This window comes from Lentzea sp. HUAS12, assembly GCF_024125735.1.
GTDB classification, from domain to species: domain Bacteria; phylum Actinomycetota; class Actinomycetes; order Mycobacteriales; family Pseudonocardiaceae; genus Lentzea; species Lentzea albida.
In genome coordinates this window covers 2,883,831-2,898,968 of sequence record NZ_CP099738.1, presented here as the reverse complement: position 1 = coordinate 2,898,968, position 15,138 = coordinate 2,883,831, and the positions used below count along the sequence as shown (strand labels likewise).

Annotated in this window: 14 protein-coding genes; 10 read left to right on the top strand and 4 right to left on the bottom strand. The window is 69.8% G+C overall.

Translation table 11 applies throughout. The annotated features are described in order from the left end of the window. Positions 1-9 precede the first annotated feature (9 nt). Entirely contained in the window at positions 10-1,584 is a 1,575-nt protein-coding gene (gene kstD, locus ND450_RS12700; protein ID WP_253327906.1) for a 3-oxosteroid 1-dehydrogenase, read from the top strand. Here kstD and ND450_RS12695 read toward each other — a convergent pair. Both ND450_RS12695 and ND450_RS12690 read right to left on the bottom strand, forming a co-directional pair. After that, positions 1,581-2,303, bottom strand: coding sequence for an HAD family hydrolase (locus ND450_RS12695; protein WP_253326339.1), 723 nt, complete (start codon positions 2,301-2,303; stop codon positions 1,581-1,583). The genes kstD and ND450_RS12695 overlap by 4 nt on opposite strands. A 9-nt stretch (positions 2,304-2,312) precedes the next feature. Next, positions 2,313-3,098 (bottom strand): crotonase/enoyl-CoA hydratase family protein, encoded by a 786-nt coding sequence (locus ND450_RS12690; RefSeq protein ID WP_371927697.1) that lies wholly within the window; start codon positions 3,096-3,098, stop codon positions 2,313-2,315. An 80-nt stretch (positions 3,099-3,178) separates the two neighbouring features. On the opposite strand from ND450_RS12690, the gene ND450_RS12685 reads away from it, so the two are divergent. The 3 genes from ND450_RS12685 (at position 3,179) to ND450_RS12675 (ending at position 6,896) form a co-directional block, all read left to right on the top strand. Next, positions 3,179-4,765 (top strand): acyl-CoA synthetase, encoded by a 1,587-nt coding sequence (locus ND450_RS12685; RefSeq protein ID WP_253326337.1) that lies wholly within the window; start codon positions 3,179-3,181, stop codon positions 4,763-4,765. Further along, positions 4,746-5,834, top strand: a complete 1,089-nt coding sequence (locus ND450_RS12680) for a nitronate monooxygenase family protein (protein WP_253326336.1) — start codon at positions 4,746-4,748, stop codon at positions 5,832-5,834. Before ND450_RS12685 ends, ND450_RS12680 begins: the two co-directional genes overlap by 20 nt. Before the next feature lie 81 nt (positions 5,835-5,915). Continuing rightward, entirely contained in the window at positions 5,916-6,896 is a 981-nt protein-coding gene (locus ND450_RS12675; protein ID WP_253326335.1) for a DUF3466 family protein, read from the top strand. 54 nt (positions 6,897-6,950) lie between these two features. Here ND450_RS12675 and ND450_RS12670 read toward each other — a convergent pair whose 3' ends face one another. Both ND450_RS12670 and ND450_RS12665 read right to left on the bottom strand, forming a co-directional pair. Next, on the bottom strand, positions 6,951-7,862 hold the full coding sequence (locus ND450_RS12670) for an acyl-CoA dehydrogenase family protein (protein WP_253326334.1): 912 nt from the start codon (positions 7,860-7,862) through the stop codon (positions 6,951-6,953). Between the two features lie 11 nt (positions 7,863-7,873). After that, positions 7,874-9,034, bottom strand: a complete 1,161-nt coding sequence (locus tag ND450_RS12665) for an acyl-CoA dehydrogenase family protein (protein ID WP_253326333.1) — start codon at positions 9,032-9,034, stop codon at positions 7,874-7,876. A gap of 45 nt (positions 9,035-9,079) precedes the next feature. Between ND450_RS12665 and ND450_RS12660 the strand changes: the two genes are divergently transcribed. From ND450_RS12660 to ND450_RS12635, 6 genes are all read left to right on the top strand, one after another. Next, positions 9,080-9,271, top strand: coding sequence for a ferredoxin (locus ND450_RS12660; protein ID WP_253326332.1), 192 nt, complete (start codon positions 9,080-9,082; stop codon positions 9,269-9,271). A gap of 78 nt (positions 9,272-9,349) precedes the next feature. After that, positions 9,350-10,435, top strand: coding sequence for a Zn-dependent alcohol dehydrogenase (locus ND450_RS12655; RefSeq protein ID WP_253326331.1), 1,086 nt, complete (start codon positions 9,350-9,352; stop codon positions 10,433-10,435). A gap of 9 nt (positions 10,436-10,444) precedes the next feature. Further along, on the top strand, positions 10,445-11,293 hold the full coding sequence (locus ND450_RS12650; RefSeq protein WP_253326330.1) for an SDR family NAD(P)-dependent oxidoreductase: 849 nt from the start codon (positions 10,445-10,447) through the stop codon (positions 11,291-11,293). Positions 11,294-11,301: 8 nt separating this feature from the next. After that, positions 11,302-12,807, top strand: coding sequence for an aldehyde dehydrogenase (locus ND450_RS12645; RefSeq protein ID WP_253326329.1), 1,506 nt, complete (start codon positions 11,302-11,304; stop codon positions 12,805-12,807). Then, the gene (locus ND450_RS12640) at positions 12,808-13,557 is read left to right on the top strand and encodes a glucose 1-dehydrogenase (RefSeq protein WP_089921104.1); all 750 of its coding nucleotides are present in this window, start codon (positions 12,808-12,810) and stop codon (positions 13,555-13,557) included. It abuts the gene before it with no gap. Positions 13,558-13,631: 74 nt separating this feature from the next. After that, on the top strand, positions 13,632-15,113 hold the full coding sequence (locus ND450_RS12635; RefSeq protein ID WP_253326328.1) for an alpha/beta hydrolase: 1,482 nt from the start codon (positions 13,632-13,634) through the stop codon (positions 15,111-15,113). Positions 15,114-15,138: the final 25 nt, after the last annotated feature.

Below are 15,138 nucleotides of genomic sequence, written 5' to 3'. Positions count from 1 at the left end.
GCGGCGGGCATGACCGCCGCGCTGACCGCCGCCAAGCGCGGCCTCACCTGCGTGGTCCTGGAGAAGGCGCCGACGTACGGCGGCTCGGCCGCGAGGTCCGGCGCGGGCATCTGGATCCCCAACAACGAGGTGATCCTGGCCGCCGGTGTGCCGGACACGCCGGCGAAGGCCGCGCAGTACCTCGCGGCGGTCGTCGGCGACATCCCGCCGGCCCGCCAGCAGGCCTACCTGGCACAGGGGCCGCGGATGATCTCGTTCGTCCTGCGGAACAGCCCGCTGCGCTTCCGGCACATGGACGGCTACAGCGACTACTACCCGGAGTTCCCCGGCGGCATCGCCAAGGGCCGTTCGATCGAACCGGAGGTGCTCGACGGCCGCGTCCTCGGTGCCGAGCTGGCGAACCTGAACGCGCCGTACCTGAGCCCGCCCGCCGGCATGGTCATCTACGGCGCCGACTACAAGTGGCTCGCGCTGGCCCTGGTCAACGCCAAGGGTGCGGCGACCGCGGCCGCCGCTCTCGCCCGCGGCACCGCGGCCGCGCTGGCGGGGGAGAAGCCGCTGACGATGGGCCAGGCGCTGGCCGGTGGTCTGCGCGCGGGCCTGTTGCAGTCGAACGTACCGGTGTGGCTGAACACCGGCCTGCAGGACCTCGTCGTGGAGAACGGCGCCGTCCGCGGCGTGGTGACCTCACGAGGTGTCGTGCGCGCTCGCCGCGGAGTGATCATGGGCTCCGGCGGTTTCGAGCACAACGCGGCCATGCGCGCCCAGTACCAGCAGCAGCCGATCGGTACCCAGTGGACGGTCGGCGCGAAGGAGAACACCGGCGACGGCCACCGCGCGGGCCTCAGGGCGGGCGCCGCCGTCGACCTGATGGACGACGCCTGGTGGGGCCCGGCCATCCCGACGCCCGGCTCCCCGTACTTCTGCCTCGCCGAACGCACGCTGCCCGGCGGCCTGATGATCAACGCCGCCGGCCGGCGGTTCGTCAACGAGGCCGCGCCCTACAGCGACGTCGTGCACGTCATGTACGACAAGAACCCCACCGACCCGTGCATCCCGGCGTGGCTCGTCGTGGACCAGAACTACCGCAACAGGTACCTCTTCGCCGACGTCGCCCCGACCCTGCCGCTGCCCGACGGCTGGTACTCCTCCGGCGCGGTCGTGAAGGACTGGTCCCTCGACGGCCTGGCGACGGCCATCGGCGTGCCGGCGGCGAACCTGAAGTCGACCGTCAGCCGGTTCAACGGCCAGGCCGTGACCGGCCGCGACGCCGACTTCCGCCGCGGCGACAGCGCCTACGACCACTACTACACCGATCCGGCGGTCTTCCCGAACTCGTGCCTCGCACCGCTGTGGGCACCACCGTTCTACGCCTTCAAGATCGTGCCCGGCGACCTCGGCACGAAGGGCGGCCTGGTCACCGACGCGCGTGCCCGCGTGCTGCGGCCGGACGGCTCGGCCATCCCCGGCCTGTACGCGGCGGGCAACGTGAGCTCGGCCGTGATGGGCCGCAGCTACGCCGGGGCCGGATCGACCATCGGGCCCGCGATGACGTTCGGGTACATCGCGGCCAACGACATCTAAGGGCAGCGGCAGAACGCGGCCGCGCCCGCGAACCGCACCTCGTCGGTGATGCGCACGAACGGCCAGCCACCGGTCTTCGCGAGCAGGAGATCGGTGGTCTCGCTGTCGCCTGCGACGAAGCACACCGTCCTGCCGTCCGTCAGCGCGGCGCGGACGGCGTCGGTGAACCCCGCGGTGCCCTTGGGGTGACCGACCTCGCCCGAGACGAACACCCGCGCGAACCGGTCGGCCAGACCGGAGAGCGCGATCTTCGCGCGTTGCAGCGATCGGCACCCGTCGGTGGCCAGCCACAGCTCGTGCCGTTCGCCGAGGGACTCCAACGCCTGTTCCACACCGGGGAACGGGACCACCAAAGCGCGGCGCAGCCTGCGGAACGCGAGCGCGGCGACCTGGGCGTCGACTGAGCTGCCCAGGTCGTCCAGGGCGAGCCGCCACGCGCGCACGTCGTTGCCGACCAGCGCGTCCACGACCTCGGGTGGCATCGGCAGATCGTGGAAGTCCGCCCAGAGCGCCTCCCAGGACGCGACCCGTTCGACCTCGCGGTGAGTGATCTGCCGGTTCTCGCGCCACTCCCGGCGCGCGGCGGCCAGCACGGTGTCGACCGCCTGCTCGTCCGCGGTGATCGCGAGCTCGTCCAGCACCGCGGCGATGGCGGCACGCGCGGCGGTGCCGTCCGGGATCAGGCAGTCGTCGAGGTCGATGATCACAACAGGGCTCACCGGTCGATGCTAACGACCCTTGAACTCCGGCTTGCGCTTCTCGGAGAACGCCCGCGGCCCCTCCTTGGCGTCCTCACTGGAGAACACCTCCATGCCGAGCCGGGCGTCCACTGTGAACCCGTCGTTCTCGTGCATCGCCTCGGTCTCCCGCATGGTCTGCAGGATCTTCCGCACGGCGATCGGCCCGTTGGCCGTGATGAGCGCCGCCAGTTCCAACGCCTTGTCGAGGGCCTGCCCGTCCGGTACCACATGGCCGATCAGCCCGATCTCCTTGGCCTCGGCCGCCCTGATGTGCCGCCCGGTCAGCAGGAGGTCGGCCGCGACCGTGTACGGGATCTGGCGCGGCAGCCGCACCGCCGAACCACCGAGCGGGAACAGGCCCCAGCGCGCCTCGGAGACGCCGAACCGCGCGCTCTCGCCGGCCACGCGGATGTCCGTCGCCTGAAGGATTTCCGTGCCGCCGGCGACCGCCGGGCCTTCCACCGCCGCGATGAGCGGTTTCGTCAATCGACGTCCTTTCAGCAGCGACTCGATGACGGAGAAGTCGAACTTGCCGGCGTTCTCGCTGGGGTGGCTGGACGTCATGGCCTTGAGGTCCGCGCCCGCGCAGAACGAACCGCCCGCGCCGGTCAGGACGGCGACCCGGACGTCCGGGTCCTCGTCCACGCGGTCCCACGCCTCTTTCATGATGGCCAGCATGGGGCCGGACAGGGCGTTGCGGACCTCCGGGCGGTTCATCGTGACGATCAGGACGTTGTCGACCAAGTCCACCAACGCGTGTGGTTCCGTCGTCATCGTCATTCGCGCGCCTCCTGGATCGAGTCTGACCGCACGGGGGATTGTCGAGAACAGTAACACGTTCTACTTTGCGTACCATGGCCCTCAACGTCGCAGACCTCGTTGAACACGCCGCCGACACCGTGCCCGACCGGACCGCGCTCGTCTGCGGACCGAAGAGGGTCACCTACGCCGAACTCGAGGCGCGAGCCAACAAACTGGCTCACCACCTGGCAAAGAACGGCGTGACGCAGGGTTCGCACGTGGGCCTCTACGCGCGCAACTCGATCGAACTGGTCGAAGCCATGCTCGCGGTCTACAAGCTGCGGGCCGTGGCCATCAACGTGAACTACCGCTACACCAAGAACGAGTTGCACTACCTCTTCGGTGAGGCGGACCTGACCGCGCTGGTGCACGAACGGCGGTACTCGCCGTTGGTCGCGGAGGTCGGGGCGCCCGGCCACACGGTCGTGATCGACGACGAGACCGAGGAACCGTTCGAGGGCACCGACTACGAGACGGCACTGGCAGAGGAGTCCGGAGAGCGGGACTTCCCGCCGCGCAGCCCGGACGACCTCTACATCCTGTTCACCGGTGGCACCACCGGCATGCCCAAGGGCGTGATGTGGCGGCACGAGGACGTCTGGCGCACGCTCGGCGGCGGCATCGACTTCGTCACCGGCGAGCGGCTCACCGACGAGTGGCACCAGGCGAAGTCCGGCGAGGACTACGGGCTCGTCCGGCTGTGCCTGCCGCCGCTCATCCACGGCGCGGCGCAGTGGGCCGTGCTCGGCGCGTTGTTCAGCGGCAGCACGGTGGTGCTGGTGCCCAAGTTCGACCCCGTCGAGATCTGGCAGGTGATCGAAAGGGAAAAGGTCCAGGTCGCCGTCATCACCGGGGACGCGATGGGCCGGCCGCTGATCGAGGAGTTCCAGCGCGGCACCTACGACGGCTCGTCGCTCTACATCCTCAACAGCAGCGCCGCGCTGTTCTCCTACACCGTCAAGAAGCAGTACCAGGAGCTGCTGCCGCACACGACGCTGCTGGAGTCGATCGGGTCGAGCGAGACCGGGTCCACCGGCATCGGCGCGGTGCCCAAGGAGATCGTGCAGACCGACGGCACCAAGGTGAAGCTCAACGAGGACACCATCGTCATCGACGACGACGGCAACAAGCTCGAGCCGAAGCCCGGCGTGATCGGCAAGCTGGCCCGCGGCGGGCACATCCCGATCGGCTACTACAAGGACCCCGAGAAGACCGCGCGGATGTTCGTCGAGGTCGACGGCAAGCGGTTCACGGTGCCCGGCGACTTCGCCCGCTTCGAGTCCGACGGCGACATCACGTTGCTGGGACGCGGCAACACGTGCGTCAACACCGGCGGCGAGAAGGTGTTCCCCGAAGAGGTCGAGGGCGTGCTGAAGTCACACCCCGACGTGTTCGACGCGCTCGTGATCGGCGTGCCGGACGACCTGCTCGGCCAACGGGTCGGCGCGATCGTCCAGCCGCGTGACGGCACCACGCCGACGCTGTCCGAACTGGACGCCCACGTCCGCGAGACCCTCGCGGGCTACAAGGTGCCGCGGTCGTTGTGGCTCGTCGGCGAGATCGGCCGCACCCCCAGCGGCAAACCCGACTACCAGTGGGCGAAGCGCCACGTGGAGGACCATGCGCACCAGCCTGTGTGACGAGCTGGGCATCGAGCACCCCGTCTTCGGCTTCACGCCGTCCGAGCACGTGGCGGCGGCGATCAGCAGAGCGGGCGGGCTCGGTGTCCTCGGTTGCGTGCGGTTCAACGACGCGGAGGACCTCGACCGCGCGTTGACGTGGATGGACGAGAACACCGACGGCAAGCCGTACGGCGTCGACATCGTCATGCCCGCCACCGTGCCGAAGGAAGGCACGCAGATCGATCTCGCCGGGCTCATCCCCCAGAGCCACAAGGACTTCGTGGCCCAGACCCTGCTGAAGCTCGGCGTGCCACCGCTGCCCGACGGCGAGGGCGGCGAGGGCGTGCTCGGCTGGCTGCACTCCGTCGCGCGCTCGCACGTCGACGTGGCCCTGGAACACCCGATCCGGCTGATCGCGAACGCCCTGGGCTCGCCTCCCACCGACGTCATCGAACGGGCACACGCCGCGGGAGTGCCCGTGGCGGCGTTGGCGGGCAAGGCCGAACACGCGCGCCGGCACGTGGCGAACGGCGTCGACATCGTGGTGGCGCAGGGGTACGAGGCCGGCGGCCACACGGGTGAGGTCGCGACGATGGTGCTGGTGCCGGAGATCGTGGACGCGGTCGACGTGCCGGTGCTCGCCGCCGGTGGCATCGGATCCGGACGTCAGGCGGCTGCGGCGATGGCGTTGGGCGCGTCCGGGGTGTGGATGGGCTCCTACTGGCTCACCACGGCCGAGTACACCCTCGGCAACTCCAGCACCCAGGAGGCGTTGCTCGCCGCCGGGTCCAGCGACACCGTCCGCACCCGCATCTACACCGGCAAACCGGCGCGGCTGCTGAAGACGCGCTGGACCGAGGCGTGGACGTCGGACGAGGCACCGGACCCGCTGCCGATGCCGTTGCAGAACATCCTGGTCAGCGAGGCGCACCTGCGGATCGCCCGGTCCGACGACCCGTCCGTGGTGTCGATGCCGGTCGGACAGGTCGTCGGGCGGATGAACGAGGTGCGCCCGGTCGCGGACGTCCTGGCTGACCTGCTGCGCGAGTTCGACGAGACGGTCGAACGCCTCACCAAGCTGCGCTGATCGCGGCGGTCACACGACGCTTGACCTCGGGACGCGGCGGGTTAGGGTGTGCGCCGGAAACATCTGTTCTGGGGGAACCACATGAAGCGCACCCGCGCGGCCTTGCCATGCCTTGTCGTGCTCGCGACGCTCGTCGCCGCGCCCCAGGCGTCGGCCGACGCCTGCCAGTACACCAAGCAGGACCTGCCCGTTCCGGCCGGGGCGACGGCGAACGTCTTCCTCAGCGGTGGCAGCGCCGACAACAGCCGGATCGCCGGTTCCGCGCAGGTGGGGCAGGACACCGTCGGAGCCTATTGGGCGAACAGCACCCTGCTGCAACTGCCGCCGTCACCCACGGGCGCGAACAACGTCATCCCGGTCGACGTGAACAACACCGGGGTCATCACCGGCTCCGTGCTGGACACGCGGGACGGGATGCCGCGGACGGTGCGAGCGTTCCGCTACGAGAACGGCGCGTACGAGTTCCTGGAGACCGATGCGGGCGTGGAGTCGGACGGGCGGGCGATCAACCAGGCGGGTGACGTCGCCGGTACGCACGGCACCGACCTGTACCTGTGGCCCCGCGGTGGTGCCCGGAAGCTGATCGCCGCCAACACCGGCCTGGTGCTCGGCATCACCGACGACGGCAAGATCGTGACCGCGGCACCGGGTTTCACGGCGAAGGTGTACGACGTGAACGGTGGTCCGACGGTGGACATCCCCAGGGGGAGTGCCGGCGGGGCGGTGATGGACAACAACAGCGTGTTCATCCGTGAGAAGAACGCGGCGGGTGAGATCACGACCGCGGAGTACGACCTCAACGGCGTGAAGATCACGTCGCGCCCCATCGGGAGCAGGACGTTCGGGCGCAACAGCAGCGGCACCGTGTGGGGCACTTACGTGAAGTCCGGCTTCACCCAGGTCCACGCCCTGTGGAGCACGACAGGCCGGACCGACCTGGTCGCGGACCCGATGCCGCTGGTCAGCACCTACTCCGACATCACCGACGCCGCGACGCTGATCGGCACCTACCGCGCGGACCAGAACATCCGCCCGGCGCGCTGGTTCTGGACGTGCAGCTGACCCGCCTGGAAAGGTGCAGGGCGGACGCGTCCCGCGCGCCGGGTCTGCTCCTGATCACATCACGGCGCTGAGCCTGAGCAGCTGGGCGGTCGCCCCGCCCAGCTCGAACTCGTGGCGCTTGGCCGCGGTGAAGTAGCGGTGCACGTCATGGCTCATGTCGATGCCGGTGCCGCCGTGGACGTGCACGGCCGTGTGCGCCACGCGGTGCCCGGCGTCGGCCGCCCAGAACTTGGCCGTCGCCACCTCCTCCGTCGCGTCCAGGCCCTCGGAGAGCCGCCAGGCGGCCTGCCACAGCGTCAGGCGGATGGCCGCGACGTCGATGTACGCATCAGCGAGCCGTTGTGCCACGGCCTGGAAGCTGCCGATCGGACGGTCGAACTGCACGCGGGTCCGCGCGTACTCGGCCGTCAGCTCCAGGGCGCGTTCCGTCACGCCGAGCTGGAGCGCGCACAGGCCCAGCGAGTACCGCGTGATCAGCCAGCCGGGGGAGAGGCCGGGCACCAGGTCGCCGCCGGAGTGCTCGAACGAGCCCGCGTCCGAGCCGTCGACCAGCTCCTGCGGCGTGATCTCCAGCTCGCCCGCCTCGACGAGGAACACCTGTTCGTCCTGAGGCACCAGGAAAGCGGCCGCGGTGCTCGTGAACGGCACGGTCGTCTTCACGCCGTCGGCCTCGGAGAGCGCGACCGACAGCACGGTGCCGGGCGTCAGCCAGCGTGCGCGCTGCTCGGGCGTGCCGAACTCCGCGAGCGCCGACGCCGCCACCGTCGTGGGCAGGTAGGGGACGTCCGAGACCGCGCGGCCCAGTTCGACCAGCACCGCGCACTGCTCCAGCACACCGAACTCGTCGGGCCGCTCGGGCACGACACCGGACTTCACGAGGTCGGTCCACGGGGAGTCGGACGAGTCGAGGATCTTGCGGGTCAGCGCGGCCAGCTCGCGCTGCGCCTCGGTGAGCGTGAAGTCCATGGCAGTGCTCCTCACCTGGGTACCGCGGGGAGCCCGAGGCCCGCGCGCGCGATGATGTCCCGCTGGATCTCGTTGGTGCCGCCGCCGAACGTGAGGATCAGCGACGAGCGGTGCATGCGTTCGACCCGGCCGTGCAGCAACGCTCCCGGCGAGCCGGCGCGCACGATCCCGTTGGCGCCCAGCACCTCCATCAGCAGCCGGTAACCTTCGGTCGCGAACTCGGTGCCGAACACCTTGGTGGCGGACGCCTCCGCCGGGGAGGGCGCCTCGTCGGAACCGGACGCGATGCGCCAGTTGATGAGCTTGAGGAACTCGGTCTTGGCGTGCACGCGGGCGAGGTGCAGGCGCACCCACTCCTGTTCCGCGGCACCGGTTTCGTCCGCCCATCGACGAACCTCGCGCAACGCGGTCTGCAGCGGCGCGGCCGAGCACAACGCGACGCGTTCGTGGTTGAGCTGGTTGGTGATGAGCTTCCAGCCCTGGTGCTCCTCGCCGATGAGGTTCCCGGCCGGCACCCGCACGTCGTCGTAGAAGGTGGCGCTGGTCGTGGGGCCGGACATCGTCGGCACGGGCGTCCAGGAGAAGCCCGGAGCCGTCGTCGGCACCATGATGACGCTCAGACCCCTGTGTCGCCGCGACTCCTGGTCGGTGCGGCAGGCCAGCCAGACGAAGTCCGCGTACTGGATGAGGCTCGTCCACATCTTCTGGCCGTTGATCACGTACTCGTCGCCGTCGCGCACGGCCCTCGTGCGCAGGCCGGCGAGGTCGGTGCCCGCCTCCGGTTCGGAGTAGCCGATGGCGAAGTGCAGCTCGCCGGACGCGATCTTGGGCAGGTAGAAGGCCTTCTGCTCGGGCGTGCCCAGCGACATGATCGTCGGCCCGATGGAGTTCAGCGTCAGGAACGGCACGGGCGCGCCTGCCGCGGACGCCTCGTCGAGGAAGATGAGCTGCTCGAGCATCGGGCGGTCGCGCCCGCCGTACTCCTCGGGCCAGCCGATGGTCAGCCACCCGTCGAGCCCCATCTGGCGGACGGTGTCCTTGTAGACCGCGGCGTCGCCGTAGTCACCGCCCCCGGCGAGCCCCGCCTTGCGTTCGGGCGTCATGAGCGCGGCGAAGTACGCCCGCAACTCCTGGCGCAACTGCTCCTCTTCGGGCGTGAAACCGATGCGCATGACCGCTACTCTAGAACAAGTTCTACTTGATGTCAGGAGGCCGCGATGAAGGTCGGCGTCGACCCTTCGCTGTGCGAGGCGCACGGGGAGTGCATGTCCATCCTGCCCGAGGTCTTCGATCTCGACGACGATGAAGTTCTGCAGATCCGGGAGGGTGAACTCACTTCCGGCGAGGAGGCTCCCGCCGAACGCGCGGTGGCGTCGTGCCCCAAGGGCGCACTGCGGTTCTCACGCTGATGGGCCTTGTCATGAACAAGAACAGATTCTAGTGTGCCAAACGTACTTCGGCCGTGAGCTCAGCGAGGAGTGATACCGGTGAAGGCTGCCGTGCTCAACCAGGTAGGCGACGACAAGCTCGAGCTCCGCGATGACGTGACCACGACACCCGTCGGGCCGCAGGAGATCCGCATCAGGATCAAGGCGTGCGGTGTCTGCCACAGCGATCTGTCCGCAATGGACGGGACCCTCCCGGCCCTGGCACCCGGCGTCGTCGGTCACGAGGGCGCCGGTGAGGTCGCCGAGATCGGGAGTGCCGTCACGTCGCTCGCGGTCGGCGACCACGTGGCGATCACCTTCGTGCCGCCGTGCGGGAAGTGCGCCCAGTGCGTGACGGGCCAGGCACACCTCTGCCTCGTGCACACCATCTCCGCGTTCACGTCGCCGAGGTTCGTCGTCGGGGGCAACCCGGCCTTCGGCTACGCCGGGCTCGGCGCGTTCGCCGAGGAGATGGTCGTGCCCGCCGACGCCGCGGTGAAGATCGACGACGACGTGCCGTGGGACGTCGCCGCGCTGCTGTCGTGCGGCATCCTGACCGGCGTCGGCGCCGTGCTGAACACGGCGAAGGTCGAACCCGGTTCCAGCGTCGCGGTGATCGGCTGCGGCGGTGTGGGCATCGCGGTGATCCAGGGCGCCCGGCTCGCCGCCGCGGCGAAGATCGTCGCCGTCGACCCGGTCGAGGAGAAGCACGACGTGGCGCGGAACTTCGGCGCGACGCACGCCACCGTGCCCGACGGCATCGCGGACCTCAACAACCAGCTGAACTCCGGCATGGGCTTCGACTACGTGTTCGACGTCGTCGGCCTGCCCGCGACGATCCGCCAGGCGTGGGACCTGACCCGCCGCGGCGGCCACACCGTCGTCGTCGGCGCCGGGCGGGCGGACGCGATGGTGTCGTTCAGCGCCCAGGAGCTCTTCCTGCACGACAAGACACTGCACGGGTCGTTCTACGGGACGGCGAACTTCCGCCGCGACGTGCCGCGCATGATCGCGCTGTGGCGCCAGGGGCGGCTCGACCTCGAAGGCATGATCTCCAAGCGGATCAGGCTCGAGGACGTCAACGAGGGACTGCAGGCGTTGCGCGGCGGTGGATCGCTGATCCGCCAGGTGATCCTCTTCGATTAGGAGTCTTCTGTGGACCTTGCGGGGAAGGTCGCCGTCGTCACCGGCGCCGGTGCGGGGCTCGGCCGCGCGGAAGCGCTGGAGCTCGCGCGGGCCGGCGCGTCGATCGTGCTCAACGACCTGCCGGGAGCGGCGGACGCCGCCGCGGCCGAGATCGAGGAGCTGGGCGCGAAGTGCGTGGTCGTCGAGGGGGACGTGGGGGAGCGGGCCACGGCCGACGCCCTCGTCGCCGCCGCGGTCGAGCAGTTCGGCGGGCTGCACGTCGTCGTCAACAACGCGGGCGTGCTGCGCGACCGGATGTTGTTCAACATGACCGACGACGAGTGGGACCTGGTCGTGCGCGTGCACCTGCGCGGGCACTTCCTGTTGTCGCGCAACGCCGTCGCGCTGTGGAAGCAGCAGTCGAAGGCGGCGGGGGAACCGGTCTGCGCCCGGATCGTGAACACCTCCTCGGAGGCGTTCCTGCTCGGGTCGGAAGGCCAGGCCAACTACGCGGCGGCCAAGGCGGGCATCACGGCGCTGACCGTGGCGACCGCTCGGGGCACCAGCCGCTACGGCGTGCGCGCCAACGCGATCTGCCCGCGCGCCCGCACCCAGATGACCGCGCACGTGTTCGGCGACGCACCGGAAGGCGACGACTCGCTGGCGCCCGAGCACGTCGCGAAGTTCGTGGCGCACCTGGCGGGACCGTCCGGGGACAGGATCAACGGGCAGGTCTTCGTCGTGCACGGCGGCATGGTCGCGCTGATGGCGCCACCGACCGTCGAGCAGAAGTTCGGCGCGTTCACGGATCTCGACGGCCACTTCGCCGATCGGGATCCACAGAGGACTTTCGCCTGTACGGACACGATGGCCCTGTAGGAGGAGCTGTGACGCTCACCGTCCAACCGCACCGCGAGACGCTGGGACTCAAGGACGGCCGGCTCCTCATCGGAGGCGAGTTCCGCGAGGCGGACGAGACCTGGACCCACCACCACCCCGCCACGGGTGAGGAGATCGGCAGCTTCGCCGTCGCCTCCGCGAAGGACGTGGACGCGGCCGTGCTCGCGGCCCGCAAGGCGTTCGACGAGGGACCGTGGCGGCGCTCGACGGCGAGCCAGCGCATCAAGATCCTGCGCAAGTACGGCGACCTGCTCCGCGAGCACTCCGACGAACTGCGCGGCCTGCAGGCGCTCGACAACGGCGTGCCGCTGTCGTTCGGCCAGATCTACGCCACCTCGGTCGGCATCGCGGCCGACATCTTCGACCACCACGCCGGCTGGATCGACAAGGTCGGCGGCCAGACCCTGCCGCCGTACCAGGGCGGCGACCACCTCGCGATGACGTTCCGCGAACCCGTCGGCGTGGTCGCGGCGATCCTGCCGTGGAACGCGCCCTTCGTGCTGTTCGCCCAGAAGCTCGCACCCGCGCTGGCCGCCGGCTGCACGGTCGTCGTGAAGCCGTCGGAGTACGCGTCGTTCTGCGTGATCCGCATGGTCGAGCTGCTGATCGAGGCGGGCCTGCCCGAGGGCGTCGTCAACCTCGTCACCGGCCCCGGCAACCCGACCGGCGAGGCGCTGATCACCCACCCCGGCGTCGACAAGATCAGCTTCACCGGCAGCCGCGCGATCGGCCGCCGGATCGTCGAGGCCTCGGCCGGCACGATGAAGCGGGTCTCCCTGGAACTGGGAGGGAAGTCGCCCGCGATCGTGTTCGCGGATGCCCCGAACGTCGGTCTGGCCGCGATGACCTGCATGGGCATGGTCACGATGGGCCTGTCCGGCCAGGCCTGCGTCGCGCACACCAGGGCGTTGGTGCAGCGGGACGCGCAGGACGAGTTCATCTCGATGGCGCAGATGCTCGCGACCGCCGTGACGTTCGGCGACCCGTTCGACCCTGCGGTGCTCGCCAGCCCGCTGATCAACGGCAAGCAACTCGACCGCGTGCTGGGCTTCATCGAACGCGGCCAGGAGGAGGGCGCGCGCCTGGTCACCGGCGGCACCCGGCTCGACGGCGACTACGCGTCCGGCAACTTCGTCGCCCCCACCATCTTCGCCGACGCCAGCAACGACATGGCCATCGCCCGCGAGGAGATCTTCGGCCCGGTGCTCACCGTCGTGCCGTTCGACGACGAGGAAGAAGCCGTCCGCATCGCGAACGACACCGAGTACGGCCTCGGCGCGGGCGTCTACACCAACGACGTCCGCCGCGCGTTCCGCGTCTCGAAGGCGCTGCGCGTCGGCATGGTCGGCATCAACGGCTTCCAACTCGAACCGCACATCCCGTTCGGCGGCTACAAGCAGTCCGGCCTCGGCCGCGAGGGCGGGCAGAGCGCCTACGAGGCCTACACCGAGCTCAAGACCGTCATGATGCCGCTCACCGACGAGATGATGTAGATGCGGCTCACCGGGAAGGTCGCCCTGATCACCGGCGCGGCACGGGGTCAGGGCGCGGCCGCCGCACGCCGGTTCACCGCCGAGGGTGCCCAGGTGATGATCACCGACGTCCTCGACGACCAGGGCAAGGAACTCGCGGCCGAGCTGGGCGCCGAGTACTGCCACCTGGACGTCTCGTCGGAGGAGTCCTGGGCCGAGGCCGTCGCGTTCACCGTGCAGACCTTCGGCGAGATCACGGTGCTGGTGAACAACGCCGGAATCCTGCACTTCTCCGCGCTGGCCGACACCTCGCTCGCCGACTACCAGCGCGTGATCGGGATCAACCAGGTCGGCACGTTCCTCGGCATGCGCTCGGTCGTGCCGTCGATGAAGGCGGCCGGCGGCGGCTCGATCGTGAACGTGTCGTCCGTCGAAGGCCTGGGCGGGATGCCTTACCTGACGGCGTACACGGCGTCGAAGTTCGCGATCCGCGGCATGACGAAGGTCGCCGCGATGGAGCTGGGCCAGCACGGGATCCGGGTGAACTCGGTGCACCCCGGCGCCATCGACACGCCCATGGTGAGCGAGGCACTGGGGCGTCCGGTCGACGTGTCGCCGATCGGCAAGAAACTCGCGCTGCGGCGCATCGGACAGCCGGAGGACGTCGCGAACGTCGTGTTGTTCCTGGCCAGTGACGAGAGCGCGTACTGCACGGGCGGCGAGTTCGTGGTGGACGGAGGGGCCACGGCCACGCATGCGTTGAACGGTTGACGTTTGACCCCACGCAACCCGGTTGATCTCCACGGCGTCTTCGTGGTCGAGAGGTCAGAACTGGGGAGCTTCATGTGAGATCACTACTGTTGACGGCCGCGCTGCTCGTCGGGCTGGCGCCGGCCGCGCTGGCGGCTGAGGAAGCGCAGACGCCCGTCCTGTCGTGGCAGGACTGCCAGGACGGGTTCCAGTGCTCCACGGCGAAGGTGCCGCTGGACCACGACCAGCCGTCCGGCGCGAAGATCGACCTCGCGCTGATCAGGCTGCCCGCGACCGATCCGGCCAAGCGGATCGGCTCGCTGTTCGTGAACTTCGGCGGGCCCGGAGCGTCCGGTGTGGACCGGCTGCGGGCTCGCGGCAAGTGGGAGTGGCTGTTCTCGCCGGAACTGCGGTCGCGGTTCGACGTGGTGTCGTGGGACCAGCGCGGGGTCGGCCGGTCGGCCACCGTGCGCTGCTTCGACAGCGTCGACGAGCAGCAGGCGTTCCTCAACTCCATCCCGGTCTACCCGGACACGGCGGCGGAGGAACCCGCGTTCTACGACAGCTACCGCGAGTTCGTGCGGCGGTGCGAGGAGAAGTCCGGCGACCTGCTGGACCACGTGTCGTCGGCCAACACGGCCCGCGACCTCGACCTGCTGCGCAAGGCCGTGGGCGACAAGAAGCTGACGTACCACGGCATCTCGTACGGCACGCACCTCGGCGCCATCTACGCGAACCTGTTCCCGGACAAGGTGCGCGCGCTCGCGTTCGACGGCTCGCTCGACTTCGAGGGCAACGCGACCGGGCACGGTGACCAGGGCACGACCGTGCCGCTCGACACCCGCCAGGACGTGCCGCGCGGTGTCGCCGAGACGTTCGACCAGTTCCTGGAACTGTGCGCCGCTCCCGGTGCGCAGTGCGCGTTCGCCGGTGGTGATCTGAAGCAGAAGTGGGCGGACCTCGTCGCGAAGGTGACGGCGTCGCCGGTCACGACTCCGGACGGGCGGTTCGACCGCGTCTCGCTGATCAGCACGGTGTGGGACTCACTGGCCCAGCCGGACACCTGGCAGAACACCGCCCGCGTGCTGCAGGGCGTGTGGGAGGCTCCGGCGTCGCTGACGGCGTCCGCCGACTACGTGTCGAACCGGTTCGAGGCGTTCAACGCCGTGCAGTGCTCGGACAGCGACTTCCCGCGCGACCCGGCCGCGTACTCGCGGTACGGCCGCAGCGAGGACGAGCGCGTGCCGTACTGGGGTCGTGCGGTGGTGTTCGACATGATGGCCTGCGCGTTCTGGCAGGGCCGGGACGAGGACCGCTACACGGGTCCGTGGAACCGCAGGACGTCGGCGCCGATCCTGTTCGTCAACAGCAGGTTCGACCCGTCCACGCCGCTGCACGGTGCCCAGGACGGCGCCGCGGAGATGGCGCGCACGGGGTTCCTGACCGTCGAGGGCTACGGGCACACCTCGATGTACGTGCGCAGCACGTGTGCCGAGAAGGTGAAGCGCGAGTATCTCTTCACCGGTGTGCTGCCCGCTCAGAAGACCTGCGGCATCGACAGGTCGCCGTTCGCCTGAGCCGCTTCGCCGGCAGGGCCGCACT

Excerpts from the sequence above, each read along its gene's own strand:
- kstD (WP_253327906.1), top strand. The coding sequence starts at position 10 with ATGACCGCCGCGCTGACCGCCGCCAAGCGCGGCCTCACCTGCGTGGTC.
- ND450_RS12680 (WP_253326336.1), top strand. The coding sequence starts at position 4,746 with ATGCGCACCAGCCTGTGTGACGAGCTGGGCATCGAGCACCCCGTCTTC.
- ND450_RS12665 (WP_253326333.1), bottom strand. The coding sequence starts at position 9,034 with ATGCGCATCGGTTTCACGCCCGAAGAGGAGCAGTTGCGCCAGGAGTTG.
- ND450_RS12670 (WP_253326334.1), bottom strand. The coding sequence starts at position 7,862 with ATGGACTTCACGCTCACCGAGGCGCAGCGCGAGCTGGCCGCGCTGACC.
- ND450_RS12660 (WP_253326332.1), top strand. The coding sequence starts at position 9,080 with ATGAAGGTCGGCGTCGACCCTTCGCTGTGCGAGGCGCACGGGGAGTGC.
- ND450_RS12675 (WP_253326335.1), top strand. The coding sequence starts at position 5,916 with ATGAAGCGCACCCGCGCGGCCTTGCCATGCCTTGTCGTGCTCGCGACG.
- ND450_RS12685 (WP_253326337.1), top strand. The coding sequence starts at position 3,179 with ATGGCCCTCAACGTCGCAGACCTCGTTGAACACGCCGCCGACACCGTG.
- ND450_RS12640 (WP_089921104.1), top strand. The coding sequence starts at position 12,808 with ATGCGGCTCACCGGGAAGGTCGCCCTGATCACCGGCGCGGCACGGGGT.
- ND450_RS12690 (WP_371927697.1), bottom strand. The coding sequence starts at position 3,098 with ATGACGACGGAACCACACGCGTTGGTGGACTTGGTCGACAACGTCCTG.